Here is a 26,113-nt window from a genome sequence, read left to right as displayed (position 1 = left end):
TTCTGTGTGCTGTCTGCCCGAACTGGCTGCGTCCATTACGCCTGGCGAGGCAGGCTTTTTGTTTTCGTCGTATCACGCGCAATCAACTGGCTGGCAATCACCAGTACCAGCGACAGCACCAGCAGGATCGTCGCCAGCGCGTTCACTTCCGGCGATACGCCGACTTTGACCATTGAGTAGATCTTCAACGGCAGAATTTCATATCCTGGCCCGGTAACGAAAGAGGAAACCACGACGTCATCCATCGACAGGGTAAAGCTCAGCAGCCAGCCTGCGGCGACAGCAGGCATCGCCAGCGGCAGGATGATTTTGCGCAGGATGGTCATCTCGCTGGCACCCAGATCTTTGGCCGCTTCCAGCATCCGCACATCAAACCCTTTCAGCCGCGAGAACACCGTGACCACCACAAACGGCAGGCAGAAGGTGATATGCGAAAACAGCAGCGACCAGAAACCCAGGTGTACGCCGAGCAGCATAAACAGCACCAGCAGGGAAATTGCCATTACGATATCCGGTGACATCATCACCACAAACAGCATGCCGCTGACAAATGGTTTGCCGCGAAAACGGTAGCGGTAAAGCGCCACGGCAGTCAGCGAGCCAATTAACGTCGCGAACGTTGCCGACAGCACCGCCATCGTCAGCGAGTGCTGCGCCGCCTGCAGCAGGCTGTCGTTATTCATCAACAGGCTGTACCACTGGGTGGAGAAGCCCTGCCAGTTGATGCCAAAGCGCGAGCTGTTAAAGGAGTTGACGATCAAAATAATGATCGGGATATAAAGGTAAGCGTAAATCGCGGTCATAAAACCGCCGCGCAGCAGTCGACCGATCATTCGAGCTCCACTTTTTTATTCAGCAATCGCGCGGCGCGCCAGTAAACCAGCAACATCAGCCCCATCACGATGGTCAGCGTGATGCTGGTTGCTGACCCAAACGGCCAGTCGCGGATGTTCAGAAACTGGCTCTTAATCACGTTGCCGACCAGCAGATTTTTTGCGCCACCCATCAAATCCGAGACGTAGAACAGCCCCATGGCCGGCAGCATCACCAGCAAACAGCCGGCGACAATCCCCGGCATCGTCAGCGGAATAATGATGCGGATAAAGGTTTGCAACTTGCTGGCACCGAGATCTTTTGCCGCTTCCAGCAGCGGTTTATCGAGTTTTTCAATACTGGAGTAGAGCGGCATGACCATAAACGGCAGCAGAATGTAGACCAGCCCGATAATCACCGCGCCGGGGGTAAACATAATGCGCAGCGGCGTATCGATAACGCCCAGCCATAGCAGGAACTCGTTGAGATACCCTTTCGTGCTGAGGAAAATTTTCAGCCCGTAGATGCGGATCAGTGAGTTGGTCCAGAAGGGGACAATCAGCAAGAACAGCAGTAACGGACGCACCTTGGCGGGCAGTTTCGCCAGAAACCAGGCAAACGGATAACCCAGCGCCAGACACATCAGCGTGGCGATAAACGCCATGTTGAGCGAATGCAGTAGCACGTCGAAATAGAGCGGATCCAGCAGCCTGGTGTAGTTATCCAGCGTAAAGACCAGTTTGACGAAGTTATCGTCGTCGCGGGTCAAAAAGCTGGTGGCGATGATCATCAGGTTGGGCAGAAAAACAAACAGTACAAGCCAACCGACGATGGTCGCGATCACGCCCTTCTGGAATTTACTTGTACTCTTCATCAGCCAGCACGACCTCCCAGCTCTCTACCCAGTTGATGGCCATTTTCTGGTCCAGCGAATGGTCAAAATCCGGGTCGTCTTCATTAAAGAACTCGCTGACCATCACCATTTTGCCGTTTTCCAGCTCGACCATCGATTCCAGCGTCATCCCTTTATAGTTACGTTCGCGCACGTAGCCAATCAGCCCTTCGGTTTCGGCAATATCATGGATCTCTTCGACACGCAGATCTTCCGGGCGAAGCAGCACGTTCAGCTGCTGGCCTTTTTCCACCGCGAAGTTGACATGGATATTGCACTCGCGACCTTCGACGTTTGCCCGCACGCGGCTGTCGTCCAGACGCTCAATCACCGTGGCGCTGAAAATATTGATTTCACCAATAAAGCTGGCAACGAACAGGTTTTTCGGCTCTTCATAAATTTCGCGCGGCGTGCCGTCCTGCTCGATGCGCCCGTCGCGCATCACCACGATGCGATCTGACATGGTCAGCGCTTCTTCCTGATCGTGGGTCACAAAGACAAACGTGATACCGAGCTTGCGCTGCAACGCTTTCAGTTCGTTCTGCATCTGTTTGCGCAGCTTATAGTCAAGCGCGGAGAGGGACTCATCCAGCAGCAGTAAACGCGGTTTATTCACTACCGCGCGGGCAATGGCGACACGCTGTTGCTGGCCGCCGGAGAGCTGGTGCGGTTTACGCTGGGCGAACTCGTCAAGCTGCACCATACGCAGCGCTTCGGTGACGCGCGGGGTAATTTCTTGCGCCGGAGTTTTTTGCATCCGCAGGCCGAATGCCACGTTTTCGAACACGGTCATATGCGGGAAGAGGGCGTAACTTTGAAAGACGGTATTCACATGGCGGTGTTCTGCCGGAACGTGGGTGATATCCTGGGCATCAAGATGGATATGGCCGACATCAACGCTTTCGAGCCCGGCGATCAGGCGAAGAACCGTCGTTTTACCGCAGCCCGAAGGGCCAAGCAGCGTAAGAAATTCGCCGTTATTGATGGTGAGATTAAAATCAGAAATGACATTTTTGCCATCAAAGCTTTTGCGAATACCAGCCAGTTGCACCAGCGGTGAACGCGAACGCGATTGTGTGTTCAATTATTTACTCTGTCCCGTGTTTGCGCATCAAAAGTGATATCCGATGCGGGGTTTGTGATGAACCACCTTCAGGGTTGTGCACGATTTTAGGGCTGGCATTCTACGGCAAACCCATGAAATCGCCAATTGTTGTTCTCCTTTGACCGCGCAACACCGCATGTTCTCAACAATACTGACTACGCCGCGCGCAATTTTGAAAATATTGCCGTTTACGGGGTAAAAGTGACCTGACGCAATATTTGTCTTTTCGCGCTTACTGATAATGTTGTGACATTTTGTAGGGGGGCTTCATGGACAAATTATTAGAGCGTTTTTTGCAGTACGTTTCTCTGGATACTCAATCTAAGCCCGGCGTCCGCCAGGTGCCAAGCACAGACGGCCAATGGAAGCTCCTGCGTTTACTTCAGAACCAGCTGGAAGAGATGGGGCTGGAAAATGTGACATTAAGCGACAAAGGCACGGTGATGGCGAAACTGCCGTCGAATGTGCAAACGCCAGTTCCGGCCATTGGTTTTATTTCTCATGTCGACACCTCGCCGGATTACAGCGGCAAAAATGTTAACCCGCAACTTGTTGAAAACTATCGCGGCGGCGATATTGCGCTGGGCATTGGCGATGAGATCCTCTCGCCGGTGATGTTCCCGGTGTTGCACCAGATGCTGGGCCAGACGCTGATCACCACCGACGGCAAAACGTTGCTTGGCGCGGATGATAAAGCCGGCGTCGCCGAAATCATGACCGCGCTGGCGGTACTGAAAAAGAAAAATATTCCGCATGGCGATATTTGCGTCGCGTTCACGCCGGATGAAGAAGTGGGCAAAGGGGCGAAGCATTTCGACGTGGAGAAATTCGGCGCGAAATGGGCCTATACCGTTGATGGCGGCGGCGTGGGTGAGCTGGAATTTGAGAACTTCAACGCGGCGTCGGTGAACATAAAAATTGTTGGCAACAACGTGCATCCCGGCACGGCGAAAGGGGTGATGGTTAACGCCTTGACGCTCGCCAGCAAAATTCACGCGCTGGTGCCGGAAGAGGAGAGTCCGGAACAGACCGAGGGCTACGAAGGGTTTTATCATCTCACCAGCATTAAAGGCTCGGTCGATCGCGCCGACATGCACTACATCATCCGCGATTTTGACCGCAAAAACTTCGAAGCGCGTAAACGTAAGATGATGGAGATCGCCAAAAAAGTCGGCAAGGGTCTGCACCCGGACTGCTATATCGAACTGGTGATTGAAGACAGCTACTACAATATGCACGAGAAAGTGGTCGAGTTTCCGCACATTCTGGACGTGGCGCAACAGGCCATGCGCGACTGCGATATTGAGCCGGATCTGAAACCGATCCGCGGCGGCACTGACGGGGCGCAGCTCTCGTTTATGGGATTACCGTGTCCGAACCTGTTTACCGGCGGTTATAACTACCACGGTAAACATGAGTTTGTGACGCTGGAAGGGATGGAGAAAGCGGTGCAGGTGATTGTACGCATCGCCGAACTGACCGCCAAAGCTGAGTAAACCTTCTTCTATTGCCCGGTGGCAAGCACCACCGGGCAACCTCAGGCATTAATCTTCAAAGAACCAGTAACCGCTGTTAACCAGCGCCGCAAGCATGGCGAGGAACGAGGGATCTTCCAGCGCATCGCCGAGCAGATCTCCCGTCAGCACGATATGGCTGGCGAGTGCCTCCAGCGCCGGGCGATGGGGAGAGTTGATCCGCTCGCCGTTGGCGAACACATCTTCCCCGATTCGCAACACGCGCAGGCCGCCAAGGCGCACCAGTTTGTCGCCTTGTTGCAGCGCATCATAAATCTCATCCGGTTGATAAGGCGGCTCTGGCGGCGCAACATCCAGTTCGTGTCGTGACTGGGAGATAAATTCGCCCATCCACTCCCTGAACTGCTCCGGTTGATTAATCAGCTCAAGCATCATTTCGCGCAGTTTATCCAGTTCGTGCGGCAAAATATCTGCCGGATGGTCGCGCAGCTGCACGTCCGGATCGCTGTAACGCTGGCTGCCCAGCTCGCATTGCAGAACATAATCGGCGAAGCCGCTAATCAGCTCGCGACCGCTTGGCGCACGGAAACCTACCGAGTAGTTCAGTGAGTTTTCCAGCGAATAGCCTTCGTGCGGAAATCCTGGCGGAATATAGAGAATATCGCCCGGCTCCATCTCTTCATCAATAATCGCCTCGAACGGATCGACCTGAAGCAGATCCGGATGCGGGCAGTGCTGCTTGAGCGGCGTTTTCTCGCCGACACGCCAGCGACGACGGCCTGTTCCCTGAATGATAAACACATCATACTGATCGAGATGCGGGCCAACACCGCCGCCGGGCACGGAGAATGAGATCATCAGATCGTCTGTGCGCCAGTCGGGCAGAACCCGGAACGGGCGCATCAACGCGGCGGCCGGTTGATGCCAGTGATTCACCGCTTGTACCAGCAGCGACCAGTTGCTCTCACCCAGGTGATCGTAACTTTCAAAAGGGCCGTGCCCGACCTGCCATTTGCCATCAAGGTGGCTAACCAGCCGGCTGTCCACTTCATTTTCCATTGCCAGCCCTGCCAGCTCATCGGGGCTTATCGGGTCGACGAAATTCTTAATGCCACGCTTCAGCACCACCGGGCGTTTTTGCCAGTAGCGTTGAATAAAGTCTGGCCAGTTTATCTCTACGTGATATTCCATATGCGTTTCCGGCAAATAATCAGTGGCTGAATAAAGGATCATAGTAATGCTGATATGTCATTTTGTCTGCGTAACAATGTGACATAAAAGTAAAAAGGAGCCGTAATAGCTCCTTTTTGTTCTTTTTGCCCGCGTTGTTACGGTGGAAGATTAATCGTTGGCCGTTATCGTCTGCTGACGGCCAAAAATTACCTCCATTTTTGCGCCACCGAGCAGGCTTTCACCGGTCAGGATCTGCCCTTCGTACTGATCAACAATTTCTCGCGCCACCGCAAGCCCGACGCCCTGGCCGGGGCGTAACGTGTCGGCGCGCTGCCCGCGATCAAACACCATCTCGCGTTTCGCCGCAGGAATTCCCGGCCCGTCATCTTCCACCAGAATATGCAGCGTATCGTCGGTCTGCCGGGCAGAAACTTCGACAAACTCCAGACAGTATTTGCAGGCGTTATCCAGCACGTTGCCCATTACTTCCATAAAATCGTTTTTCTCGCCGACAAAACTGATTTCCGGTGAAATATCGAGCGTAATATTGACGCCTTTGCGCTGATACACTTTATTCAGCGCCGAGGTCAGGCTGTCGAGCAGGGGCGCGACCGGGTGCAGTTCACGGCTGAGCAAACCGCTGGAACCGCGCATGGTTGCCCGGTGCAGGTAGTAGCCAATTTGCTGGGATATCCGGCTGATTTGCTCCAGCATCACCGGCTCAGCGTCGCTGACGGTCATTTTCTCGCCGCGCAGCGATCGCAGGGTACTTTGCAGCACCGCTAACGGTGTTTTCAGGCTGTGCGTCAGATCGGTCAAGGTAGTGCGGTATTTGTCGTACCGCTCGCGTTCACTTTTTAACAACCGATTGAGGTTGCTCACCAGGCTGGTGAGCTCGCGGGTGGTTTCCGGGTTGAGCTGTTCGCGATGGTGCTCTTCCAGCTCGCGCACTTCGCGCGCCAGATCTTCAATCGGCCGCAAGCTCCACCACGCCGCCAGCCATAACAGCGGCACCACTAACAGCAGGTTGGCGGCGAGCACGTAAACGAACCAGCTCCACACCATATAAGAACGTTTAAGCTCAATGGGGATGGTATCGACCACCACAATGGTTAACTGCGGCATGTGTGCCGTTGCCGGATAGATATTCACCGCCACCGAGTGCGTCATCTCTGAGCTGCTGTCATCTTCGCGGATCTCTTTCAGCTTCTGGGCAATCGAGTGGTCGTCATCAACCAGCGTACTACTGTTATCGACATCGGCTTCTATCTCATGAAAGCCGTTAGCGGTAAGCCAGTCCGGCTCGATCAGATTTTGCAGCCACGGTACGTCTTTCTGCGACCAGATAAGATTCCCCTGCTGATCGTAAATCAGCGCCACGGTCGGGCTTTGCAAATTGAGGGTGTCAGGCAGATCCACACTGAGTTTATTGTTATCCCAGTGCGCCAGGGTATAAAACAGGTTGCTCTCGCCGCGCAGCAGGCGGAAGGTCGTTTTGTCAAAGCTGACGCTATAACCCACCAGCGCCACCATACCGTAGGCCAGAGAAAGCACCATCACGACGGCGGCCGTGGCGAGTAAAAAACGAACCCGCAGAGAGAGCGGCAGAAAATGCCGCAGCAGGCGTCTCATTTCGGCAGTTCGAACAGGTAGCCCTGGCCGCGCACGGTAGTGATAACGTCGTCAGGATAGAGCGTCTGGATTTTCTTACGTAACCGCCCCATCAAAACGTCGATTGTGTGGCTTTCGCGCAGTTCAGCGTCGGGGTAAAGCTGCAGCATCAGCGAATCTTTGCTGACCACTTTGCCGCTGTTGCGGATAAGCGTTTCCATAATGGTGTATTCAAAAGCGGTGAGTTTTACCACGTCGTCATTAATAGAGAGTTCGCGGCGGGAGAGATCGACCTGGAACGGCGGCATGGAGATCAACTGAGACGCGAGGCCGCTGTTGCGGCGCATCAGCGCCTGGATACGCGCGACCACTTCTTCGATGTGGAACGGTTTGGTGACATAGTCATCTGCACCGGCGCTCAGCACTTCCACTTTATCCTGCCAGCCTTCGCGTGCGGTAAGCACCAGCACCGGCAGCGTGACGTCATGGCTGCGCCAGCGGCGGATCAGCGACAGACCATCTTCATCCGGCAGACCGAGATCGACAATGGCGATGTCCGGCAGATGTTCGTTAAGAAAGTAATCCGCTTCCTTTGCATCTTCTGCGGCGTCGACCTGATGTCCTAACTCCTGCAACTGAACCTTTAAATGGTGACGCAACAGAGCATTATCTTCCACAACGAGTACGCGCATCGTCAGAACTCTCCATATATTTTTGATATAAATAGTTTAACGCTGATTGTGGTGCGCAGGGGATAAACATTTCTTAAACCGGGGGAGAAAGAAACCCTCTTTCGCGGCGGAAAGAGGGCTAACAGCAACGGCGGGGGGGTTATTTCAATTCATCAACCATAGTAATGGCACGACCAATATAATTGGCCGGGGTCATCGCTTTCAGGCGCTCTTTTTCGTTTTCCGGCAGCGCCAGGCTATCGATAAACTGCTTCATGCCTTCGGCATCAACGCGTTTACCGCGCGTCAGCTCTTTCAGTTTTTCGTACGGTTTTTCGATCCCGTAGCGGCGCATGACGGTCTGGATCGGCTCGGCCAGTACTTCCCAGTTATGATCCAGCTCATCAAGCAGGCGGTCGCGGTTCACTTCCAGTTTGCTCACGCCTTTCAGCGTTGACTGGTAGGCAATCAATGCATAACCCACACCAACACCCAGGTTACGCAGCACCGTGGAATCGGTCAGATCGCGCTGCCAGCGGGAAACCGGCAATTTGCTGGCCAGATGCTGCAACACGGCGTTGGACAGCCCAAGGTTGCCTTCTGAGTTTTCAAAGTCAATCGGGTTAACTTTGTGCGGCATGGTTGAAGAGCCAATTTCACCGGCGATGGTTTTCTGCTTGAAGTGGTTCAGCGCAATGTAACCCCAGATATCACGGTCGAAATCGATGAGGATCGTGTTGAAACGCGCCATGCAGTCAAACAGCTCGGCAATATAGTCATGCGGCTCAATCTGCGTGGTGTACGGGTTCCACTGAATACCCAGCGAGGTGACAAACTCTTCGCTGAACTGATGCCAGTCCACTTCCGGGTAAGCGGCGATATGGGCGTTATAGTTGCCGACCGCACCGTTGATTTTGCCCAGAATTTCCACCTGGTTAAGCTGGCGGAACTGGCGCTCCATGCGGTAAGCCACGTTCGCCATCTCTTTACCCAGCGTCGACGGCGTTGCCGGCTGGCCGTGAGTACGGGAAAGCAGCGGGATATCGCGGTACTGAACGGCCAGATCTTTTACCGCCTCGATGATCTTGCGCCAGTACGGCAGGATCACTTCGTCGCGCGCGGTTTTCAGCATCAGCGCGTGAGACAGGTTGTTAATGTCTTCCGAGGTACAAGCGAAGTGGATAAATTCAGAAACGGCGTGCAGCGCCGGGATCCCTGCCACTTTCTCTTTCAGGAAATACTCCACCGCTTTCACGTCATGGTTGGTGGTGCGTTCGATGGTTTTGATGCGCGCGGCGTCTTCTTCGTTGAAGTCTTCAACGATTTTATCGAGGTAACCGTTTGCGTCGGCAGCAAAAGCAGGAACTTCCTTGATCGCCGCGTGGGTCGCCAGTTTTTGCAGCCAGCGTACTTCAACCTGAACGCGAAATTTCAGCAAACCGAATTCGCTGAAGATGCCACGCAGTGCGCTGACTTTATCGCCGTAACGTCCATCGACAGGGGAAACGGCGGTCAGGGAGGATAATTCCATAAGTCACAACTCCGGGAGGTTAACAATGAGCGAGAATTTGTTTGGCCTGCGTCGACAGGCGATTTCGGGAAAACATTAACTGTAGACGACCGCCGCCAACCTGGTGCCACAGCACCGCAGCGCGGATACCGGCCAGCAAGGTGGCGCGGACTTTCGCCTGCACCTGCGGGCTTTGCAGCACGGCAGGCGAGCCGGTGACCTGAATACGCGGTCCCAGCGGGCTGATAACGTCTACATAGATGGCGGCCATTGCGCTCAGCAGCGTTTCTGACTGCAGGTCAAAATGCTCTAACTGGCGCTGCAAACCGGCGATGAGGTTACCGAGCGTCTCCATCGCGCCTTTGCTGGCGGCGAGCTTGCGCTCCAGCACCATCATACTGAGCGTGTAACGGGTCAGCTCACCGTTCAGCCCCTGGCGGTTGCTGGCGTTCAGCACGCCGAGCAGCGTTTCCAGCCCGGTACGCAGGTTGGTTTCGCTGCCGCCAAAGACGCCTAAGGTGGAGTCCGGGTTCAGGTCGATTACGCTATTTAACGAGACATGCAGCGCATCTGCGTCGCAATGTCCCTGGTGCGCCAGTTGCTGCACCAGACGAGCCGACTGGCAAATCCCCGCCAGCGCCAGGGTAATATCGTAATAGTTCTTCGCCACACTCACTCCTTTATCTGCCCGCCAGACATCACTGCTGCGGGCGTTGGCCAGTCCGGTTGTGCAAAAGGTCTTTTAAAGGGGCAGCGGCAGGCGCTGCTCAATAATACCGCCGCCGAGGCACACTTCGCCCAGGTAGAACACCGCAGATTGCCCCGGTGTAACGGCGGCAACCGGTGCATCGAAGCGGACATCAATGCGATCATCATCCAGCGCGGTAACCGTGCAGGGAATATCTTCCTGACGATAACGCGTTTTTACCGTGCAGCGCAGCGTACCTTTCAGCGGCTCGCGATCGACCCAGTGCAGCTGTTGAGCGATCAGCCCGACAGACATCAGACGCGGGTGTTCATGACCCTGGGCGACAATCAGAATGTTGTTCTCAACATCTTTATCGACCACGTACCACGGCTCTTCGCTGCCTTCTTTAGTGCCGCCGATGCCCAGCCCTTTACGCTGGCCGAGCGTGTGATACATCAAACCCTGGTGCTCGCCGATCTCTTCCCCGTCGACGGTAAGGATTTTACCCGGCTGGGCGGGCAGATAGCGTCCAAGGAATTCGCGGAATTTACGCTCGCCAATAAAGCAGATACCGGTCGAGTCTTTTTTCTTCGCTGTAATCAACCCCAGCTCTTCGGCGATTTTACGCACCTGCGGTTTTTCCAGCTCGCCGACCGGGAACAGGCTCTGCGCGATTTGCTCGTGACCGAGCGTATACAGGAAGTAGCTCTGATCCTTATTGCCATCAAGACCGCGCAGCAGACGGCTTTTGCCGTCAACGTCGGCGCGGCGCACGTAGTGGCCGGTGGCAATATAGTCGGCGCCCAAATCTTCGGCGGCGAACTCAAGGAAGGCTTTAAATTTGATCTCTTTGTTGCACAGAATATCCGGGTTCGGCGTACGTCCAGCTTTATATTCAGCCAGGAAATGCTCGAACACGTTGTCCCAGTATTCTGCGGCGAAATTGACAGTGTGAAGCTCAATGCCGAGCTTGTCGCAAACGGCCTGCGCGTCGGCAAGATCCGCCGCCGCAGTGCAGTATTCCTCGCCGTCATCCTCTTCCCAGTTCTTCATGAACAGGCCTTCCACCTTGTAACCTTGTTGTTGCAACAGGTAAGCGGAAACGGAAGAGTCGACACCGCCGGACATGCCGACGATCACTTTTTTTGGGCTATCAGACATAGAATACTCGCGACTAAGAACTTCAGGGCGGCGTATTCTAGCACGGGCTGGCGGCTCAGGCATCCCCTGTAAACGGCCAGTTAAATTCTGCGATGGTTTCCAGCGGCAGACGCTGGCCGGTCTGGTAGCAGCGAATGCTCTCCGCAACCAGCGGCGAACGCAGGTTTCGCGCGTTCAGGATCTCGTCTGCGGTGACCCAGTGGCAGCAATCGATATCGCTGTCATGGGGTTCAGTGGCGCACATTTCGTTAAGCTCGACGGCAAATAAAAAACGCAGGAACGGCGTGTGATCCGGCGCCAGCCACTGGTGCATCCGGATAAAGTGTTGCGGTTCGGCGTGAATACCCGTCTCTTCCCACAGCTCACGCTTTGCCGCTTGCAGCAGGGTTTCGTCGGCTTCGAGGTGGCCTGCGGGCTGATTCCACAGCGCCTTGCCGCGAATGGTTTCTTCAACGACCAGAAATTTACCCTGCGCGTGTACCACGCAAGCGACAGTTACATGGGGTTTAAACATCATAGCCTCCCTGATTAAGCGTCACGCCATTCGCCAGTGGCGAGGTTATCCAGCGTATAGTTTCCCATAGCGTAGCGGATGAGGCGCAGGGTAGGGAAGCCAACATGCGCCGTCATGCGCCGCACCTGGCGGTTACGACCCTCATACAGGGTGATTTTCAGCCAGGCGGTAGGAATCGATTTGCGCTCGCGAATGGGGGGATTACGCGGCCACAGCCAGCCCGGCTCCTCTACGCGCTCAACGCCAGCAGGCAGTGTCGGGCCGTCGTTCAGCGTTACCCCGGTGCGCAGCGCTTCAATTGCAGCCGGTGTCGGTTCGCCTTCCACCTGCACGTAATAGATTTTGCCGGTACGTTTGCCCGGTTGCGTCAGGCTTGCCTGTAGCGCGCCATCATTTGTCAACACCAGCAGCCCTTCACTGTCGCGATCCAGGCGGCCTGCGGCGTAAACGCCCTGTACCGGAATAAAATCTTTCAGCGTGCTACGTCCGGCTTCATCGGTGAATTGTGGCAAAACATCGTAGGGTTTATTGAACAGAATCACGCGTTTTGGTTGGTTTTGTGGTTCAGACCTGGTGGCTTGTCGTGAGCTGAATCGCTTAAGGCGGTGATTTCTAAAAGAAGTTTTGTTCATGGTATTTTCAGTAGTTATCAATTGCCGCATTATAGCTGAATCACGATTGCCTTTCATGGAGCCTGAGTATCGGTTAGTATGTTCGGGCTCATTACAATTCATTAACAAAAACGGTTTGCTCTGTGTGATTCACGTAACAGGTGAGCGGACGCAGTCTGAGCGCCCCGGCATGAAGTCAGCGAGCAAACAACCAGAAGCGCTCGAAGGAGAGGTGAATGGAAAGCAAAGTAGTTGTTCCGGCGGAAGGTAAAAAGATCACCCTGCAAAATGGCAAGCTCAACGTTCCGAATAACCCGATTATCCCGTTCATTGAAGGTGACGGTATCGGCGTGGACGTGACCCCGGCGATGCTGAAAGTGGTGGATGCCGCTGTGGAGAAAGCCTATCAGGGCGAGCGTAAAATTTCCTGGATGGAAATTTATACCGGTGAGAAATCTACCCATGTTTACGGCCAGGACGTCTGGCTGCCGCCTGAAACACTTGATCTGATTCGTGAGTATCGCGTTGCGATTAAAGGCCCCCTGACTACGCCAGTTGGCGGCGGCATCCGTTCTCTGAACGTTGCGCTGCGCCAGGAACTGGATCTGTACATCTGCCTGCGCCCGGTACGTTACTACGATGGCACGCCGAGCCCGGTAAAACATCCGGAACTGACCGACATGGTCATCTTCCGTGAAAACTCAGAAGATATTTACGCGGGTATCGAGTGGAAAGCCGACTCTGCCGAGGCAGAGAAAGTGATCAAATTCCTGCGTGAAGAGATGGGCGTGAAGAAAATTCGCTTCCCGGAACATTGCGGTATCGGCATCAAACCGTGCTCCGAAGAAGGCACCAAGCGCCTGGTGCGCGCCGCGATTGAATACGCAATCACTAATGACCGTGATTCTGTAACGCTGGTGCACAAAGGCAACATCATGAAGTTCACCGAAGGCGCGTTCAAAGACTGGGGTTACCAGTTGGCACGCGAAGAGTTCGGCGGCGAGCTGATCGATGGCGGTCCGTGGCAGAAAATCAAGAACCCGAAAACCGGTAAAGAGATCATCATTAAAGATGTGATTGCCGATGCGTTCCTGCAACAGATCCTGCTGCGCCCGGCAGAATACGACGTTATCGCTTGTATGAACCTGAACGGTGACTACATCTCCGATGCCCTGGCGGCGCAGGTTGGCGGTATCGGTATCGCTCCTGGTGCGAACATTGGCGACGAGTGTGCGCTGTTCGAAGCGACTCACGGCACGGCGCCGAAGTACGCAGGTCAGGACAAAGTGAACCCGGGTTCTGTGATCCTTTCCGCAGAGATGATGCTGCGCCACATGGGCTGGGTTGAAGCGGCTGACCTGATCGTTAAAGGCATGAGCGGCGCGATTAACGCCAAAACCGTGACCTACGATTTCGAACGTCTGATGGAAGGCGCTAAGCTGCTGAAATGCTCAGAGTTTGGCGACGCGATTATCGCGAACATGTAATCCGCCTCGCGGGTTAAACAAAAACGGGAACCGGTTGGTTCCCGTTTTTTTTGAAAAAGATTTGAGTGGTTATCAAAATTTTATCAAAATAATTTATCAAAATTACTAGGGATGGGAAGCAACATGTTTCGTGCTTTGATACTCATAAGTGTTGGGTTAATCATTAGCTGTGGCTATGGCTACCTTTTAACGAATAGTTTATGGCTATTTAAGGGTATGACCCCTGAACAAAAAGGTCTTTTTGGAGATTCATGGGGAGCATTTACATCAATTTTTTCAGCACTTGGTTTTTGTGGGGTATTATGGACGATAAAATTGCAGACAGATGCTACCAGAAACATAGAAAATGATTCAAAAAATAGAGAAGAATCTGACAAATTGAGAGATTTCGAAAATTCATTCTTTAACATGCTCAATATTTTGCAAACAATAATAAAAGATATGAAAATACCAGCAGGGAAGAACTCAAAAGGTAGAGAGGGTCGTTCTGTATTTTCATATCATTATCTGAGATTTAAAATCCACTGCCAAACTGAGTATGCATTTGATGATTTTAAGCATATTGATGAAAATATATTTTCACTGAATAATGAGAGGGATTTGTTTACTGAGCGATTTGCTAACTATTTTAAAGGTAAGTCTAATAATTTTTCACATTATTATCGATATTTATATAATTTATTTAAATTCATAGCTGAGTCATCTATTAATGATAATGCTAAAAAAAAGTATGCTAATATATTAAGGGCGCAAATTTCAAACAATGAATTGATGATGCTATTTTATAATGGAATTTCTAAACATGGGTTAAAGTTTCAGTTTTATATTGAGGAATATTCTATTTTTGATAATCTTCCAATTGATAGGCTTATTAGCGATGCGCACGTGTTATTTTATGATCTTAAGGCTTGGGGTGAGAATAGAGATGCTCTCTTATTATTGGAATCTGCGAAATTGAAACGGCTGATATGATATTAACGGGCATCAAGTTAATGCCCGCTAATATTAAATAGCTACGGTAGTCCAGTCTTTACCTCTATCATCGTGATATCTTGCAGTCTGTTTTGGTGATTTATGCCCCAGAAGTCTCTGCGTATCGATACCCTGAGCCTCATAAAGACGTTCTGCTAAAGAACGTTGTTCGTGAAAAGAGGCTGCCGTTCCATCTCCCCAATCAAGTTCTGCTTTATCCCGCGCTTTGCTGAAATTCATTGTAATGGTATTCGATTTCACCTGAGCACCACGTTCTGCCTGAGAAGTGGTTCGGAAAAAATGAACAAGATACGGACTTACTGCATAATCTCGGCACCGTGCGATTACTTCACGTAAGCTCCAGTTAATTGCGTTTAACCTCAGCGCGAGGGGAATGGCGATCTTGCTTCCGGTTTTCTCTTGGATAATATGAAGGTGGTCATCCCAAATATCGCTGAACTTCATGTTCGAGATATCCCCCAAACGCTGACCAGTAACAAGTGCTAAAAGCATAGCGTTACCCATATACTTGTGTTTTGCGTCGGCAATATCGAAAATTATCTGCCATTCTTCCAGGTTCAGTCGTTGCCGCGTTATTCGCCGGCGCGGCTGCTTTGTAGCAAGGGCAGGGTTGTACCCGGGTGGAACCTCCCCATAATGTTGAGCTTCTTTGAATACATCGATTAAAACTGAGCGGATGACCTGCGCCATTCTGGGTTGCCCATCTGAAATGTAGGCTTCCAGTATTTCAGCTATATCTCGCACATCTACCGACGAAATCAGCTTCATACCTACTCGCTCACGGAGCAAAGCTACTGGTTTTGCCTTTTGCTTATAGGTGTTCAGCTTAATATCGCCGCTATCCAGTCTTTCACCCTGGATCTTCCAGTAACGGTCGAGCCAGGTGTTTGCGGTTATAGCTTTACCTTTGCTGGTCGCGATTTTGTCGCTAATCGCCATGATCTGGCGAGAGCGTTGTTCAGCCAGGCGAGTATTCGCCTCGGTAGCAATTGCTATTGCCTCTGCTTCGTCAGTACCGAGGGCGTGAAATTTTCCCGTGATAGGGTGCTTATAACGCCAGTAAACCTTGTTGACCTTCCGGCTATACAGCGGATATAGATTCGGTACGCTGACATTATTTTTACGTGGTCTGGCAGCCATCGTTAAGGATCCTTAATAACTTTGGTGAATCAGAATTCTTGATAATGGGCGAAGCTAATTCACCAACCAGTTCCGCGTCTTCACGTACACGCCACAATCTCCCTTGCTTCATCGCTGGCGGCGAAAAAAGGTTTTGTTTTGCATAACGGCGAAGAGTGGAAACACTCGGCGGATTGCTGCGATATTTATCTGCTGCCCATTCCTCAAGCGTCAACATCTGAATCATGGTCGGTTCTCCACTGCCGGCTGCAACCGGCTATTTCAATCGGTACGCACATGACGAGCAGCCAAGCCTGGCTCCGTCGTTACATTTCAAACAAATTTCAGGTTCGCTGGTGGCCGGAGCCACCAGTTTCATGATCGGGGCAGGGACCAGCACCGGCATTGGAACTCGCTGGCGCCTGGCTTCCTCCAGTAATTTTGCCAGTTCCAGCAGCCGCGCTTTGCAGTCCATTGCCTCAGCGCGCCACCATGCGACATCTTCACGCAGCCTCCGTTGTCGCCGCAGTTTTAGTTTGCTGGGCATCAAATCCCCCTTTGCCTGCGCTTTAATTCGATAATTCCCTGACACTCTGCGCACGTCTGGCAGCCGGGAACAGCAGCACGGCGTTGTGCAGGGATATCTTCGCCGCACTCGCTACATTGCTCCGCTGATATAGCGTTGCGGTCGATACGCATGCGCTGAATGGCCTGGCTGATGTTCTGCTCTACCAGTTCGTTGGCCTGATCGATGATTTCAGCCGCCATCATGCATCTCCTTCATCTGCTCAAACTGACGGGCGACAGCAGCTGCTTCAGGCGATGGTGCGGATTTATTGCGAAGCCAGATGCAAACCGCACCATCTTCCGTGTCGTGAATGGAACCAACAAACCAGCCATCACCAGAAGGCGCTTCTGGTTGTTCGATAATGGTCATTGATGCCAGTTGTTGTCTCATTGCGTTGTATCTCCTTTGCGCGCTGCAACGCGCGATTTTTGGATGCAGGAATCCCTCGCCGGGTGGCGATAATTAAATTGATTTCGCTTCCATAAATGCCCCCGGAGGGGCATTTGCAGCAGAGAAATTAGGCGTTGAAGGTACCGATAAAAGTTTCCACCGCGCTATCTTTGAATTTTTCAACCAGCAGATCGCGGAATTCGGCGGCCATTTCTTCTTCGTAGCTTTCCAGTTGCGTGATACGAAGAACAAGAACCGGACTGTCGCTGGCAAGAATGCTCATACGTAACTTGATGCGGTACTCGCCGAGCCCTTCATAAGGGATGCACTTAAATTCGAACGCCGTCGGCATAATGTCTTTGCTCTTGGCTTCAACACTTTCCATCACAGAACGTTTGCCGCTGAAGTCCTGATCTTCATATTCAGCGCTGCGGATAGCGTCGATCGTAATTTTGCGAACTGCCGCCGCCGCGCGCTTGGCTTCGATAACCTGCCCGTCGGCATCGAACCCGGTGACATAATCAGACCAGTCTTCCAGCCACTCAGCCAATTGCTTCTGGCTGTTGCGATCGCCGTTAATTTTCAGCAGTGCGGTATACGGTGAGGTGCGTTTCAGTGCCAGAACAGCTTTGTTATCTGCATGACCGGGGTTTTCCAGCGTGCCCAGGTTGAATACCGATACCGCTGTCATGTTGTCGGCATTGATAAAACAGCGGGTGCCGTCAGCAGCATAGTCGCTGGAGTAGCGGACGAAATCTTCGATACTCTGGGTTTCCATCTTTCCGCGAAACCGAAAACGGGTGGTATAAAGCTTTTCCAGACTTTCCACGCTTACGTCTTTCGGCAGCGCGACAGCCGGGCAGTCAGCGCCAGCGAGCTTTTCTTCAACCAACTGACTGAAAACCAGATCGCGGATCTGACTAATGGCGGTTGAGTCGACTTGTTGAGACATGTTTTTTCCTTACGTGAATGGTTATGAAACCGGGCCGGTTAGCGCTGTGCCTGGTTCGGCTGGCCCTGAAGGGTGAACAGTTGCCCCTGGTCTTCCTGCAACACGGTGAGCTTCCCGCCGCGGTTGACGTACATTGGGGTTTCGGTGGTGTCCTCTTCGGACGTTTTACCGCGCGGCGTTGGCTTAACGTATGCCAGCTTATGGACGATGCCCACGCGCTTTTCTTCCATCGAATTGCTGAGGCGGGAAATGTCGAAAGTGAGTGTCACCTTGCCTTTGTTGCCGTTGTTCAGCACGCCAAGGGCAACTTCATTCAGTGCTGCTGCCACTTTGGTTTCGAACACGCCGCCGTCGAGTTCCCCGAAGAAGTCGGGGATATTGGTCAAACGTTCTTTGTCCATCGGTCTTACCCTCAGAATGGCGGCAGACACCGCCGGTTAGTATCTCCACACAACACAAAAGAGCATCTGCGACTGCAATCGCCCGGGTGGATTGGGTTATGAGCCCGTCGCCCGGTGATGCTCTTGTGTGTTGCGTAAAAAATTGCGGCGCCATCACGGGAAAATAAGATCCGACGCCGCCAAAATTACAGCTGGCATTTTTTTGGTTGTGACACCGGGGCGCTACTCCCGCTTACTTCCCGCCGCTCTGTTTTAGGTATTGGTAGCCAGTTGCTGCTACTCAGCCGATTTCCGGGTCTTTGCGTCGGCCGGCGCTGCATCGCGCTTACGAACATCACAACGGAACAAGTGTTACCACTGTTTGATATGAATGTACCTTTAGTTACCAGTCAATGCAAATAAAAGGTACCTTTTTTAACGAAAGAAGTGGGAAGGAAGGAATGACTCGTAGATTAAACTGTCAAAAAATGGGGGGTGTTTTTCAGATTCCGCCTATATGCCTTAGAAGGTGTAGGGTTAACATCTGAAAAAATTTTCACCATAAGATCAGTCGCATATGTCGAAAATAATATTTAATGGTTCTACACACCAAATTACCTTAGTTGATGGCAATGGAAACAATATCGGTTCATGGGCTGCATATAACAATGTAGATAGCCATGCTACTTTAACGCATATCAAAAACGGGACGTACATATTCCAAGACAGAGTTCATCCACACCGTCATCATTCAGCAACTGCTGATACAACAGATGGCCCTTATGGAATGTATGGCATTTACCGTTTTTCAGTCCCTGGTCATCCAGGAATTGGCCTTCATTCTGGACGTGCGCATGCTCGCCATGCGCCAGGCCCTCAACATGCAACTATGGGATGCATAAGAACGTCAGATGAGGGAATAGCCGCAGTAATAAAAATGGCCAGTACTTCACCGCTTACAACAATCGAAGTGATTGGTAATACTGGACGTGCGGCACATGCAGCTACAAAAAGAAATCATCATCAGTCGCTTCACAACCGACATTACGGGTAAATATTCGCAATGAAACAAATAATTTTTCTGATGCTTAGTGGACTGCTGGCAGCAAATGTATCTTGGGCCAAAACATGCTCCCCCGCGGATGCCGAAGCTGCTGATATGGCAGTAGATTCATTAAACTCATGGACTTCTGTTAACCAAAACCGGGTTAAGTTTGGTCATTGCGATGATGGTGATATTTCGGAAGGTATTTCAGAATCAGTTGCACGTCTCTTGGCAGATCACTGGGACACTTTACCCGAGTTAGGGAGCCAGATCCGTAAAGCTCCTGCTTTAAAGAAATATGTTCTTCGTCATATTGACTCGACGCTTGATACAAAGGATCTGGACAAAATCCAGAATCAGGCTGAGCGTTTTTGCCCTGCAAAACAGGAAGAGCTTTGTGGGGAGATCAAAGTAGCCGCCAAAAAAGCAGCGGAAGAATAAACTGCTGCAAGATAAATTGTGCGGTGCCATGGATTGGCACCGTTATAAATTCTGAGTAATTTGCACAACCCTTCCAACAATACGGCAATTGCCATCGATTGGAATTGGTTTGAAAGCTGGATTAAGAGGCATCAAATAAGAAAAAGGACTATCCCAAACAAGTTTCTTGACAGTTGCTTCCGATGTTCCGTCCAGAACTGCCACGACAATCTTTCCGAATAAATCGTCTAGCTGCCCAAAATGCGGCTCAACAATGACAATTGCCCCCTCAGGGATTGATGGCAGACCATTTGGATTTGTCATTGATTCCCCCCGTACAATCAGCGCAAAAGCCTCATCAGAAACCTCTGCGGTCGTTTGTGTCCAGGATATAACATCTGTCAGTTTGGAGCTCGCATAGGATTCGGTCCAGTGACCAGCTTGTACTGCAGAAATTATAGGGATAGCAATGGGTGATTTGATAAACGGAATAACTTTCGTGTCGTCTTTCTGTTCTTCGCCCTTCCCATAGAGGATCCACTCAGGTGTTGTCGCCAGAGCATAAGCGAGTTGATGAAGATTCTCCCCATCCGGCTTGGTTGTACCGTTCTCCCATTTAGTAACTGACACACGGCTAACCCCAAGCTTTTTAGCTAGGGACTGCTGTGTGACGTCTAACTGTAAACGTCGGGCTCTGATTCTGTCTTTCATTTCCGTTTTCATGTAACTAATGTTACCTGCATTCTATGTACCTATTGTTTGCTAAATGATGTACCTTTTGTTACCTTTAGGTCGTTAATAAGAGGGGGCACATTATGCGTAAGAAAGACGTAATTAGTTTTTTTGGCGGTACTTCTAAGACAGCAACAATCCTAGGTATTACCCACCCTGCAGTATGCCGATGGGGTGAAGTAATTCCACAAAAACAGGCATTTGTAATCGAGAGGATAACTAAAGGCAAATTAGTGTATGACCCGTCCTTGTATAAAAAAGGTAACTGACAAAGCGATCAATATTAACCACAGAATTAAGGGGTTAACCGTGGGTAACCAACATTGGAAAGTAGAAAAGCAACCGGCGTGGCTGGTGGCGGCAATACGCAAGACTATCGCGGCGTTGCCGGGCGGCTATGCGGAAGCGGCTGAAATACTCGATGTAACAACTGACGCGCTGTTTAACCGCCTGCGTGACGGCGGCGATCAGGTGTTCCCGATGGGCTGGGCGATGGTACTTCAGCAGGCAAGCGACACGAAACATATCGCTGATGCCGTATCGCGCCAGTCAAACAGCGTGAACGTGCCGCTGGTGGCAGTGGATGACATAGACAATGCCGACATCAACCAGCGCCTGATGGAATCAATCGAGTGGATCGGCAAGCACTCAACCTATCTCAGAAAGGCAACTGCTGACGGGGTTATTGACCAGGCAGAACGCGAACAAATCGAAGAGAACAGCTATCAGGTAATGGCGAAGTGGCAGGAGCATTTAACGCTGCTGTTTCGTGTTTTCTGCGCGCCAGAAAAGGGTGACGCCGGCGAGTTGCAGCTCCCGGCGTCGCGGCGTGTCGATCAAAGTGGAGATACCAACGCATGAACAGTTTAACGGCTAAAAGCCGCTTACCGCAACTGAGGATGATCCCCGTTCCGGGCGTCCCTCTGTTTCGGTATGAGCGCAGATTATCAAACCGCTGGGTGTCATGTAACCACAGTCGGGCGGCGGCAATCGTGGGGGTGTATTACCGGAAGGCGAGGCAGCTATGCGCGAACTTAACCGCAGATTCAGAGACCAGTACGGCATCCCTGTTCGGGTTATCAGATGGGAGCCGGAAACGCAGCGCGTCATCTACCTGCGGCAAGGCTACGAGCATGAATGCTTCAGCCCGCTTGAGCAGTTCCAGCGTAAATTCAGAGAAATAAAGGACGACCATGAGCACTAAATTAACTGGTTACGTCTGGGACGCCTGTGCCGCTTCTGGCATGAAGCTGTCCAGCGTGGCGATCATGGCGCGCCTGGCCGACTTCAGCAATGACGAGGGCGTGTGCTGGCCGTCCATCGAGACGATTGCCCGCCAGCTTGGTGCTGGTGTAAGCACGGTACGCACCGCCATTGGCAAGCTGGAGGATGAAGGCTGGCTGTCACGCAAACAGCGCCGCAACGGCAACCGTAACGCATCAAACGTCTACCAGCTTAACGTGGCAAAACTCCAGGCTGCTGCCTTTTCTCACCTGTCAGATTCTGACCCGTCAAAATCTGACGCATCAAATTCTGATGCATCAAAATCTGACCCGTCAAAATTCGACGCGTCGAAATCGAGCAAAACCGGCAGTTTTCACCCCCCAGAATCTGGCGGGGATCCGTCAGTAAATTCAAAACAAGATCCATCAGATAAAAAACCTTCTCGTCCGGTTGCTGCGCAACCCGACCCCGAGGTGGTGATCACCGATTCTGCGATTGAAGTTCTTACCTACCTGAATCAGGTCAGTGGTTCCCGCCGACAGAAATCACGTACATCGCTGGAGAACATCCGTGGCAGGTTGCGTGACGGTTATAGCGTTGAGGATCTGAAACGGGTCATCGACCTGAAGCATGAGCACTGGCGCGACAATATCAAAATGTATCAGTACATGCGGCCTGAGACGCTGTTCACTCCAGGCAAATTCAGTGGGTACATGTCGAGTGCTACCGCCTGGGATAAAAAGGGCAGGCCACCCCGTGAGACATGGGACCTGGAACGGGGGCGAGATATCAACGCGATTAGCCGCCCTGATACAACGATTCCAGCGGGGTTTCGGGGATGAGATACGGATCAGTTTGTAGTGGCATTGAAACCGCCACCGATATCGTGGCCATTCTCTGAGGGGGAACCGTGGAAGAACGCAAACCACTGACTGACCGGCAGCAGCAGGTTCTGAATGCGCTGGTGGATTTTCACAACATGCACGGCTACCCGCCAACCTATACCGAGCTTGCGGCGCTGATTGGCGTCACCTCGGGCAACGCTGCCTTTGAACACCTTCGCGCCCTGGTGAAAAAAGGCTACATCACGATCGCCAGCGGCACTGCGCGCGGAATCAAAGTGCTGGGTGTAAACGACACGCTGGCGCTCGATGAAGCCGAACAAGTTATCCGGTCGCTCCTGGAGGGCGAGGAAAGCTCGGCTGATCTGGCTCAGGAATGGCTCAAACGCAGAGGGTCCACGGCATGAAGCTGATTTTACCTTTCCCGCCAAGCGTCAATTCTTACTGGCGCGCACCTAATAAGGGACCATTGAAAGGCCGCCATCTTATCAGCGAAGCCGGGCGAAAATTCCGTAGTGAAGCCTGTGCGGCCATCATCGATCAGTTACGCCGTCTGCCTAAACCTTCTACTCAACCGGCTGCAGTGGAAATTCTTCTTTACCCGCCGGACTCCCGAAACCGGGACATCGACAACTACAACAAGGCGCTGCTGGATTCTTTAACGCATGCCGGAGTGTGGGAGGACGACAGCCAGGTTAAACGCCTGCTGGTGGAGTGGGGGCCGGTAGTGAAGGGCGGCAGGGTGGAGATCACGATCACAAGGTTTGAACAAAAAGCGGTTGCAGCCGCTTAAAGGAGATACGCATGCAACAGATGAACGCAACACAGCTTTGTTCACAACATCACTCATTTCTGGCCGGGCAGGAACTGACGATGAGCAGCCAGGAAATCGCCGATCTGGTTGAGTCGCGTCACGACCATGTTAAACGGTCAATCGAACGTCTGGCAGAGCGCGGGGTTATTCAACTTCCTCCAATGGGGGAAGTTAGAAACCACCTCGGGCAGGCGGTCGCCGTGTATCTGGTAGGTAAGCGCGACAGCTATGTGGTTGTGGCGCAATTATCGCCGGAGTTTACTGCCCGCCTGGTGGATCGCTGGCAGGAACTGGAGAACCAGCAGGCTATGCCGGTACCAACGTCATTGCCTGAAGCGTTGCGCCTCGCTGCTGATCTGGCTGAGCAGCAGCAACGGCTAAAACAGGAACTGGCCATCGCCGCGCCGAAAGTTGAATTTGTCGACCGTTATTGCTCCGCGAAAGGCTCAATGTCATTCCGGCAGGTGGCGAAGCTGCTTAACGCCAAAGAGCCCGAGTTTCGATGCTTCCTGCTGGATAACGACATTCTGTATCGCCTGGGCGGCACGCTGACACCGCGCCACCGTCATATCGCCCTTGGTCGGTTCGAAGTGAAAACCGGTACCAGCACCGAAAACAATCATGCATTCAGCCAGGCACGATTTACGGCAAAAGGTGTGCAGTGGATTGGAGGTCTGTGGGCGGCACATATCGCGAAGGAGGGCGCAGAGTGAGGGCGCTGTTAAACCCCGTCGTAGTAACTGAGCTTGGCCTCGTTATGTTCCGACCCGGCGTGGCCCTGCTTCCATATTTTCGCCGCGGCCGCATGTTGCTTGAGAACGAACCCGAGCGCCTGGCGGGTATGCCGAACGGTGAACTGCCACCGGCAGAGCAACCGCTGGCGGAAGATCCTGCACTGGCTGGCGTGTTCGAAAATGATGCGGTGTTGCGCCGCGCTGGCGGCATTAACGGCCTGGAAAGCTGGCTTGAATCCGGTACTGGCTGCCAGTGGCCACACGAAAGCTGGCACGCAGAGAACATGACTACCATGCGTCACGCGCCGGGCGCGATCCGGTTGTGCTGGCACTGCGACAACATCCTTCGGGAGCACAGCACCGAGCAACTGGCGGGTATTGCCCGCGCAAATTGCGCTGCATACATCCTCACGACCGCCCGCCGTGAGCTTGGCTTCGACGACTCCCATTCACTGACGCTGCCGGAGTTCTGCTGGTGGCTGGCGCGTTACGGCCTCGCCGACGTGCTTCCGGAGGAAGCCGCCCGGCAGGTTCTCCTTATGCCTAAGCCGGTCATTAAATCGGTAACGCGCGAGCTTGATCTGGTGCCCGGTATGCCGCAGGCGCGGGAAATTGTTGAGGAAGTGGCGAAGCAGGTGCTGGCGCTGCGTATCGATCCGGAGACGCCGGAATCCTTCATGCTGCGCCCTAAACGCCGCCGCTGGGAAAACGAGAAGTACACCCGCTGGGTTAAAGCGCAGCAATGCATGTGCTGCAACAACCCGGCAGACGATCCCCATCACCTTATCGGCCACGGTAATGGTGGAATGGGTACAAAGGCGCACGACCTGTTTGTGATCCCGCTTTGCAGAGCGCATCACGACGCGTTGCACGCTGACACCGTGGCCTTTGAAGAAAAATATGGTAGCCAGCTTGTGCTGCTGTTTCGTTTTTTAGATCGCGCGCTGTCCATCGGCGTGCTGGCGTAAAGTGGAGACGCTATGAACCTCGAATCATTACCAAAATTCTATTCGCCAAAGTCCCAGAAGTATAACGACGAGACACCGGCGACGGCTGGCATCGCGTTAACCATTACCGATGTAATGGCGGCACAAGGCATGGTGCAGTCAAAAGCATCGCTTGGTTTTAATCTGTTCCTGGCAAAGATGGGGATTCAGGATCCGGCACCGGCGATTGATGGACTGATGAGCTATGCGCTGGCGCTCAAAAATCCGGTGCTGATGAAACTCAGCGAGAAAGCCCGCCTCGAAATTCTGCCGGTGCTGGTGCAGTTCGCCTATGCCGATTATTCCCGATCGGCGGCAAGTAAGGCGCGGTGCCCGCATTGTAATGGCCTTGGTGTATTGCATGTTATGCGCGATGTGGTCAAGCACCCCGGCGTTAAAGGCGTTGAGGCAAAGGTCAGGTATGAAGAGGTTCAAGAGATCTGCCATCACTGCGGCGGTAAAGGAGAGGTGAGAACAGCGTGCCGTGGCTGCAAAGGCAAGGGTGAAGTGCTCGATGAAAAACGCACCAAACTGCACGGTGTGCCCGTTAATAAGGTATGCGGTCGCTGTAATGGCAATCGCTACAGCCGCGTTCCGACTACGCTTGCCCGCGCACTGGTCAAAAAGGTTGTGCCAGACCTGACCAATTACGAATGGTATAGCGGTTATGCCGATGTAATTAACGCGCTGGTGACTAAATGCTGGCTAGAAGAGGCTAACGCAGAGATGCATTTAAGAAAAGTGACACGTTAGCCACATTTTCGCGACTTATACCGTCATGATGCTTGCAATATTCGAAAAAAATGGTTAGGATTTTCCCAACGATGGGCAATGTATGTCTACCGTTAAAAACAATATTCAAGACCTCGCCAAGGCGGGGTTTTTCTTTATTTGGCTGCCATCCGGCGGCCTTTTTTATTCCCCTCATTCTGAGAGGACTCACAGCATATACGAGGGGGCTAAATGTCCGAACCTGTTTCCGGTTCCGCTGCGGCGGCAAGCGCTTTAACCGGTGCCAGTTTGTATGGCTTGTTAACTGGTACCGATTACGGTGTTGTTTTCGGTGCGTTCGCTGGCGCCGTGTTCTATGTCGCCACCGCTGCCGATTTGACGATTCTCCGCCGTTCTGCCTACTTCATCGTTTCTTACTTCGCTGGCGTGTACGGCTCCGGGCTGGTGGGTTCAATGCTTGCGAGCATCACC

The 26,113-nt window shown here is 52.6% G+C and carries 33 protein-coding genes and 1 pseudogene; 15 read left to right on the top strand and 19 right to left on the bottom strand.

Going from position 1 to position 26,113, the window contains the following annotated elements; all coding sequences use genetic code 11:
• Positions 1–35: 35 nt before the first annotated feature.
• From potC to potA, 3 genes are read right to left on the bottom strand one after another with little or no spacing between them, the layout of a single operon-like run.
• On the bottom strand, positions 36–833 hold the full coding sequence (gene potC, locus DFO56_RS00170; RefSeq protein WP_020457481.1) for a spermidine/putrescine ABC transporter permease PotC: 798 nt from the start codon (positions 831–833) through the stop codon (positions 36–38).
• A complete protein-coding gene (potB, locus tag DFO56_RS00165) occupies positions 830–1,687 on the bottom strand; it encodes a spermidine/putrescine ABC transporter permease PotB (protein ID WP_045507153.1) in 858 nt (285 codons plus the stop codon). The genes potC and potB overlap by 4 nt, the downstream gene beginning before the upstream one ends.
• Entirely contained in the window at positions 1,671–2,789 is a 1,119-nt protein-coding gene (gene potA, locus DFO56_RS00160) for a spermidine/putrescine ABC transporter ATP-binding protein PotA (protein ID WP_020457483.1), read from the bottom strand. Before potA ends, potB begins: the two co-directional genes overlap by 17 nt.
• A 290-nt stretch (positions 2,790–3,079) precedes the next feature.
• On the opposite strand from potA, the gene pepT reads away from it, so the two are divergent.
• Entirely contained in the window at positions 3,080–4,306 is a 1,227-nt protein-coding gene (gene pepT / locus DFO56_RS00155; RefSeq protein WP_045507156.1) for a peptidase T, read from the top strand.
• Positions 4,307–4,354: 48 nt separating this feature from the next.
• Here pepT and DFO56_RS00150 read toward each other — a convergent pair whose 3' ends face one another.
• The 8 genes from DFO56_RS00150 to rluE all read right to left on the bottom strand — a co-directional run bounded on the left by DFO56_RS00150 (position 4,355) and on the right by rluE (position 12,275).
• Positions 4,355–5,476, bottom strand: a complete 1,122-nt coding sequence (locus tag DFO56_RS00150; protein ID WP_045507159.1) for a cupin domain-containing protein — start codon at positions 5,474–5,476, stop codon at positions 4,355–4,357.
• Positions 5,477–5,626: 150 nt separating this feature from the next.
• On the bottom strand, positions 5,627–7,090 hold the full coding sequence (phoQ, locus tag DFO56_RS00145) for a two-component system sensor histidine kinase PhoQ (protein ID WP_020457486.1): 1,464 nt from the start codon (positions 7,088–7,090) through the stop codon (positions 5,627–5,629).
• Complete coding sequence (gene phoP, locus DFO56_RS00140) at positions 7,087–7,761, bottom strand: two-component system response regulator PhoP (RefSeq protein WP_017456462.1); 675 nt, start codon at positions 7,759–7,761, stop codon at positions 7,087–7,089. The genes phoQ and phoP overlap by 4 nt, the downstream gene beginning before the upstream one ends.
• A gap of 139 nt (positions 7,762–7,900) precedes the next feature.
• A complete protein-coding gene (gene purB / locus DFO56_RS00135; RefSeq protein ID WP_020457487.1) occupies positions 7,901–9,271 on the bottom strand; it encodes an adenylosuccinate lyase in 1,371 nt (456 codons plus the stop codon).
• A gap of 19 nt (positions 9,272–9,290) precedes the next feature.
• Positions 9,291–9,920, bottom strand: a complete 630-nt coding sequence (hflD, locus tag DFO56_RS00130; RefSeq protein WP_045507163.1) for a high frequency lysogenization protein HflD — start codon at positions 9,918–9,920, stop codon at positions 9,291–9,293.
• 72 nt (positions 9,921–9,992) lie between these two features.
• On the bottom strand, positions 9,993–11,099 hold the full coding sequence (mnmA, locus tag DFO56_RS00125; protein WP_020457489.1) for a tRNA 2-thiouridine(34) synthase MnmA: 1,107 nt from the start codon (positions 11,097–11,099) through the stop codon (positions 9,993–9,995).
• Positions 11,100–11,154: 55 nt separating this feature from the next.
• Positions 11,155–11,613 carry an NUDIX hydrolase gene (locus DFO56_RS00120; protein ID WP_020457490.1) on the bottom strand — a complete coding sequence of 153 codons (459 nt, stop codon included), beginning with the start codon at positions 11,611–11,613 and terminating at the stop codon, positions 11,155–11,157.
• A gap of 14 nt (positions 11,614–11,627) precedes the next feature.
• Complete coding sequence (rluE, locus tag DFO56_RS00115) at positions 11,628–12,275, bottom strand: 23S rRNA pseudouridine(2457) synthase RluE (RefSeq protein ID WP_044489834.1); 648 nt, start codon at positions 12,273–12,275, stop codon at positions 11,628–11,630.
• Between the two features lie 185 nt (positions 12,276–12,460).
• Between rluE and icd the strand changes: the two genes are divergently transcribed.
• Both icd and DFO56_RS00105 read left to right on the top strand, forming a co-directional pair.
• Positions 12,461–13,711: an NADP-dependent isocitrate dehydrogenase gene (icd, locus tag DFO56_RS00110; RefSeq protein ID WP_045507167.1), complete on the top strand. Its 1,251-nt coding sequence runs from the start codon at positions 12,461–12,463 to the stop codon at positions 13,709–13,711.
• A 123-nt stretch (positions 13,712–13,834) separates the two neighbouring features.
• Positions 13,835–14,683 (top strand): putative phage abortive infection protein, encoded by an 849-nt coding sequence (locus DFO56_RS00105; RefSeq protein WP_045507170.1) that lies wholly within the window; start codon positions 13,835–13,837, stop codon positions 14,681–14,683.
• A gap of 33 nt (positions 14,684–14,716) precedes the next feature.
• Here DFO56_RS00105 and DFO56_RS00100 read toward each other — a convergent pair whose 3' ends face one another.
• From DFO56_RS00100 to DFO56_RS00070, 7 genes and pseudogenes are all read right to left on the bottom strand, one after another.
• Positions 14,717–15,844 carry a site-specific integrase gene (locus DFO56_RS00100; RefSeq protein WP_045507173.1) on the bottom strand — a complete coding sequence of 376 codons (1,128 nt, stop codon included), beginning with the start codon at positions 15,842–15,844 and terminating at the stop codon, positions 14,717–14,719.
• Positions 15,825–16,070, bottom strand: a complete 246-nt coding sequence (locus tag DFO56_RS00095; RefSeq protein ID WP_072051607.1) for an excisionase — start codon at positions 16,068–16,070, stop codon at positions 15,825–15,827. The genes DFO56_RS00100 and DFO56_RS00095 overlap by 20 nt, the downstream gene beginning before the upstream one ends.
• Positions 16,071–16,100: 30 nt before the next feature.
• Complete coding sequence (locus tag DFO56_RS00090) at positions 16,101–16,370, bottom strand: hypothetical protein (RefSeq protein WP_045507176.1); 270 nt, start codon at positions 16,368–16,370, stop codon at positions 16,101–16,103.
• Complete coding sequence (locus DFO56_RS00085) at positions 16,370–16,591, bottom strand: TraR/DksA C4-type zinc finger protein (RefSeq protein ID WP_045507178.1); 222 nt, start codon at positions 16,589–16,591, stop codon at positions 16,370–16,372. Before DFO56_RS00085 ends, DFO56_RS00090 begins: the two co-directional genes overlap by 1 nt.
• Positions 16,581–16,745: pseudogene (locus DFO56_RS00080) on the bottom strand (hypothetical protein); the annotation flags it as partial. The gene DFO56_RS00085 and the pseudogene DFO56_RS00080, both read right to left, overlap by 11 nt.
• Before the next feature lie 163 nt (positions 16,746–16,908).
• The gene (locus tag DFO56_RS00075) at positions 16,909–17,733 is read right to left on the bottom strand and encodes a YfdQ family protein (RefSeq protein WP_045507182.1); all 825 of its coding nucleotides are present in this window, start codon (positions 17,731–17,733) and stop codon (positions 16,909–16,911) included.
• Between the two features lie 38 nt (positions 17,734–17,771).
• Positions 17,772–18,134 carry a hypothetical protein gene (locus tag DFO56_RS00070; protein ID WP_045507184.1) on the bottom strand — a complete coding sequence of 121 codons (363 nt, stop codon included), beginning with the start codon at positions 18,132–18,134 and terminating at the stop codon, positions 17,772–17,774.
• A 556-nt stretch (positions 18,135–18,690) separates the two neighbouring features.
• On the opposite strand from DFO56_RS00070, the gene DFO56_RS24545 reads away from it, so the two are divergent.
• Both DFO56_RS24545 and DFO56_RS00060 read left to right on the top strand, forming a co-directional pair.
• Positions 18,691–19,167, top strand: a complete 477-nt coding sequence (locus DFO56_RS24545; protein WP_141402856.1) for a L,D-transpeptidase — start codon at positions 18,691–18,693, stop codon at positions 19,165–19,167.
• 9 nt (positions 19,168–19,176) lie between these two features.
• On the top strand, positions 19,177–19,599 hold the full coding sequence (locus tag DFO56_RS00060) for a hypothetical protein (protein ID WP_045507187.1): 423 nt from the start codon (positions 19,177–19,179) through the stop codon (positions 19,597–19,599).
• Positions 19,600–19,641: 42 nt separating this feature from the next.
• On the opposite strand, the gene DFO56_RS00055 is transcribed toward DFO56_RS00060, so the two are convergent.
• On the bottom strand, positions 19,642–20,301 hold the full coding sequence (locus tag DFO56_RS00055) for a LexA family transcriptional regulator (RefSeq protein WP_199496491.1): 660 nt from the start codon (positions 20,299–20,301) through the stop codon (positions 19,642–19,644).
• Between the two features lie 92 nt (positions 20,302–20,393).
• Here DFO56_RS00055 and DFO56_RS00050 point away from each other — a divergent pair, with 92 nt between their 5' ends.
• The 10 genes from DFO56_RS00050 to DFO56_RS00005 form a co-directional block, all read left to right on the top strand.
• Positions 20,394–20,579 (top strand): Cro/CI family transcriptional regulator, encoded by a 186-nt coding sequence (locus DFO56_RS00050; RefSeq protein WP_072051608.1) that lies wholly within the window; start codon positions 20,394–20,396, stop codon positions 20,577–20,579.
• Positions 20,580–20,619: 40 nt separating this feature from the next.
• Positions 20,620–21,171, top strand: a complete 552-nt coding sequence (locus DFO56_RS00045) for a YmfL family putative regulatory protein (protein WP_045507268.1) — start codon at positions 20,620–20,622, stop codon at positions 21,169–21,171.
• Between the two features lie 163 nt (positions 21,172–21,334).
• On the top strand, positions 21,335–21,514 hold the full coding sequence (locus DFO56_RS00040) for a DUF4222 domain-containing protein (RefSeq protein ID WP_072051609.1): 180 nt from the start codon (positions 21,335–21,337) through the stop codon (positions 21,512–21,514).
• Positions 21,504–22,376 (top strand): conserved phage C-terminal domain-containing protein, encoded by an 873-nt coding sequence (locus tag DFO56_RS00035; protein ID WP_045507193.1) that lies wholly within the window; start codon positions 21,504–21,506, stop codon positions 22,374–22,376. Before DFO56_RS00040 ends, DFO56_RS00035 begins: the two co-directional genes overlap by 11 nt.
• Positions 22,377–22,444: 68 nt before the next feature.
• Complete coding sequence (locus DFO56_RS00030; protein ID WP_072051610.1) at positions 22,445–22,783, top strand: hypothetical protein; 339 nt, start codon at positions 22,445–22,447, stop codon at positions 22,781–22,783.
• Positions 22,780–23,169 carry a RusA family crossover junction endodeoxyribonuclease gene (locus DFO56_RS00025; RefSeq protein ID WP_045507196.1) on the top strand — a complete coding sequence of 130 codons (390 nt, stop codon included), beginning with the start codon at positions 22,780–22,782 and terminating at the stop codon, positions 23,167–23,169. The genes DFO56_RS00030 and DFO56_RS00025 overlap by 4 nt, the downstream gene beginning before the upstream one ends.
• Before the next feature lie 20 nt (positions 23,170–23,189).
• Complete coding sequence (locus DFO56_RS00020; RefSeq protein WP_114413827.1) at positions 23,190–23,903, top strand: phage antirepressor KilAC domain-containing protein; 714 nt, start codon at positions 23,190–23,192, stop codon at positions 23,901–23,903.
• Positions 23,900–24,892, top strand: coding sequence for a DUF968 domain-containing protein (locus tag DFO56_RS00015; RefSeq protein ID WP_045507201.1), 993 nt, complete (start codon positions 23,900–23,902; stop codon positions 24,890–24,892). Before DFO56_RS00020 ends, DFO56_RS00015 begins: the two co-directional genes overlap by 4 nt.
• 12 nt (positions 24,893–24,904) lie before the next feature.
• Positions 24,905–25,663, top strand: a complete 759-nt coding sequence (locus DFO56_RS00010; protein WP_045507203.1) for an antitermination protein — start codon at positions 24,905–24,907, stop codon at positions 25,661–25,663.
• A gap of 210 nt (positions 25,664–25,873) precedes the next feature.
• The coding region (locus DFO56_RS00005; protein ID WP_233500349.1) for a putative holin at positions 25,874–26,113 on the top strand (240 nt) is incomplete at its 3' end.

The sequence above is a fragment of the Kosakonia sp. AG348 genome (genome assembly GCF_003337365.1).
Classification (GTDB): Bacteria; Pseudomonadota; Gammaproteobacteria; order Enterobacterales; family Enterobacteriaceae; genus Kosakonia.
Note: the sequence above shows the minus strand (reverse complement) of the source record. Positions and strands in the feature narration are given on the sequence as shown.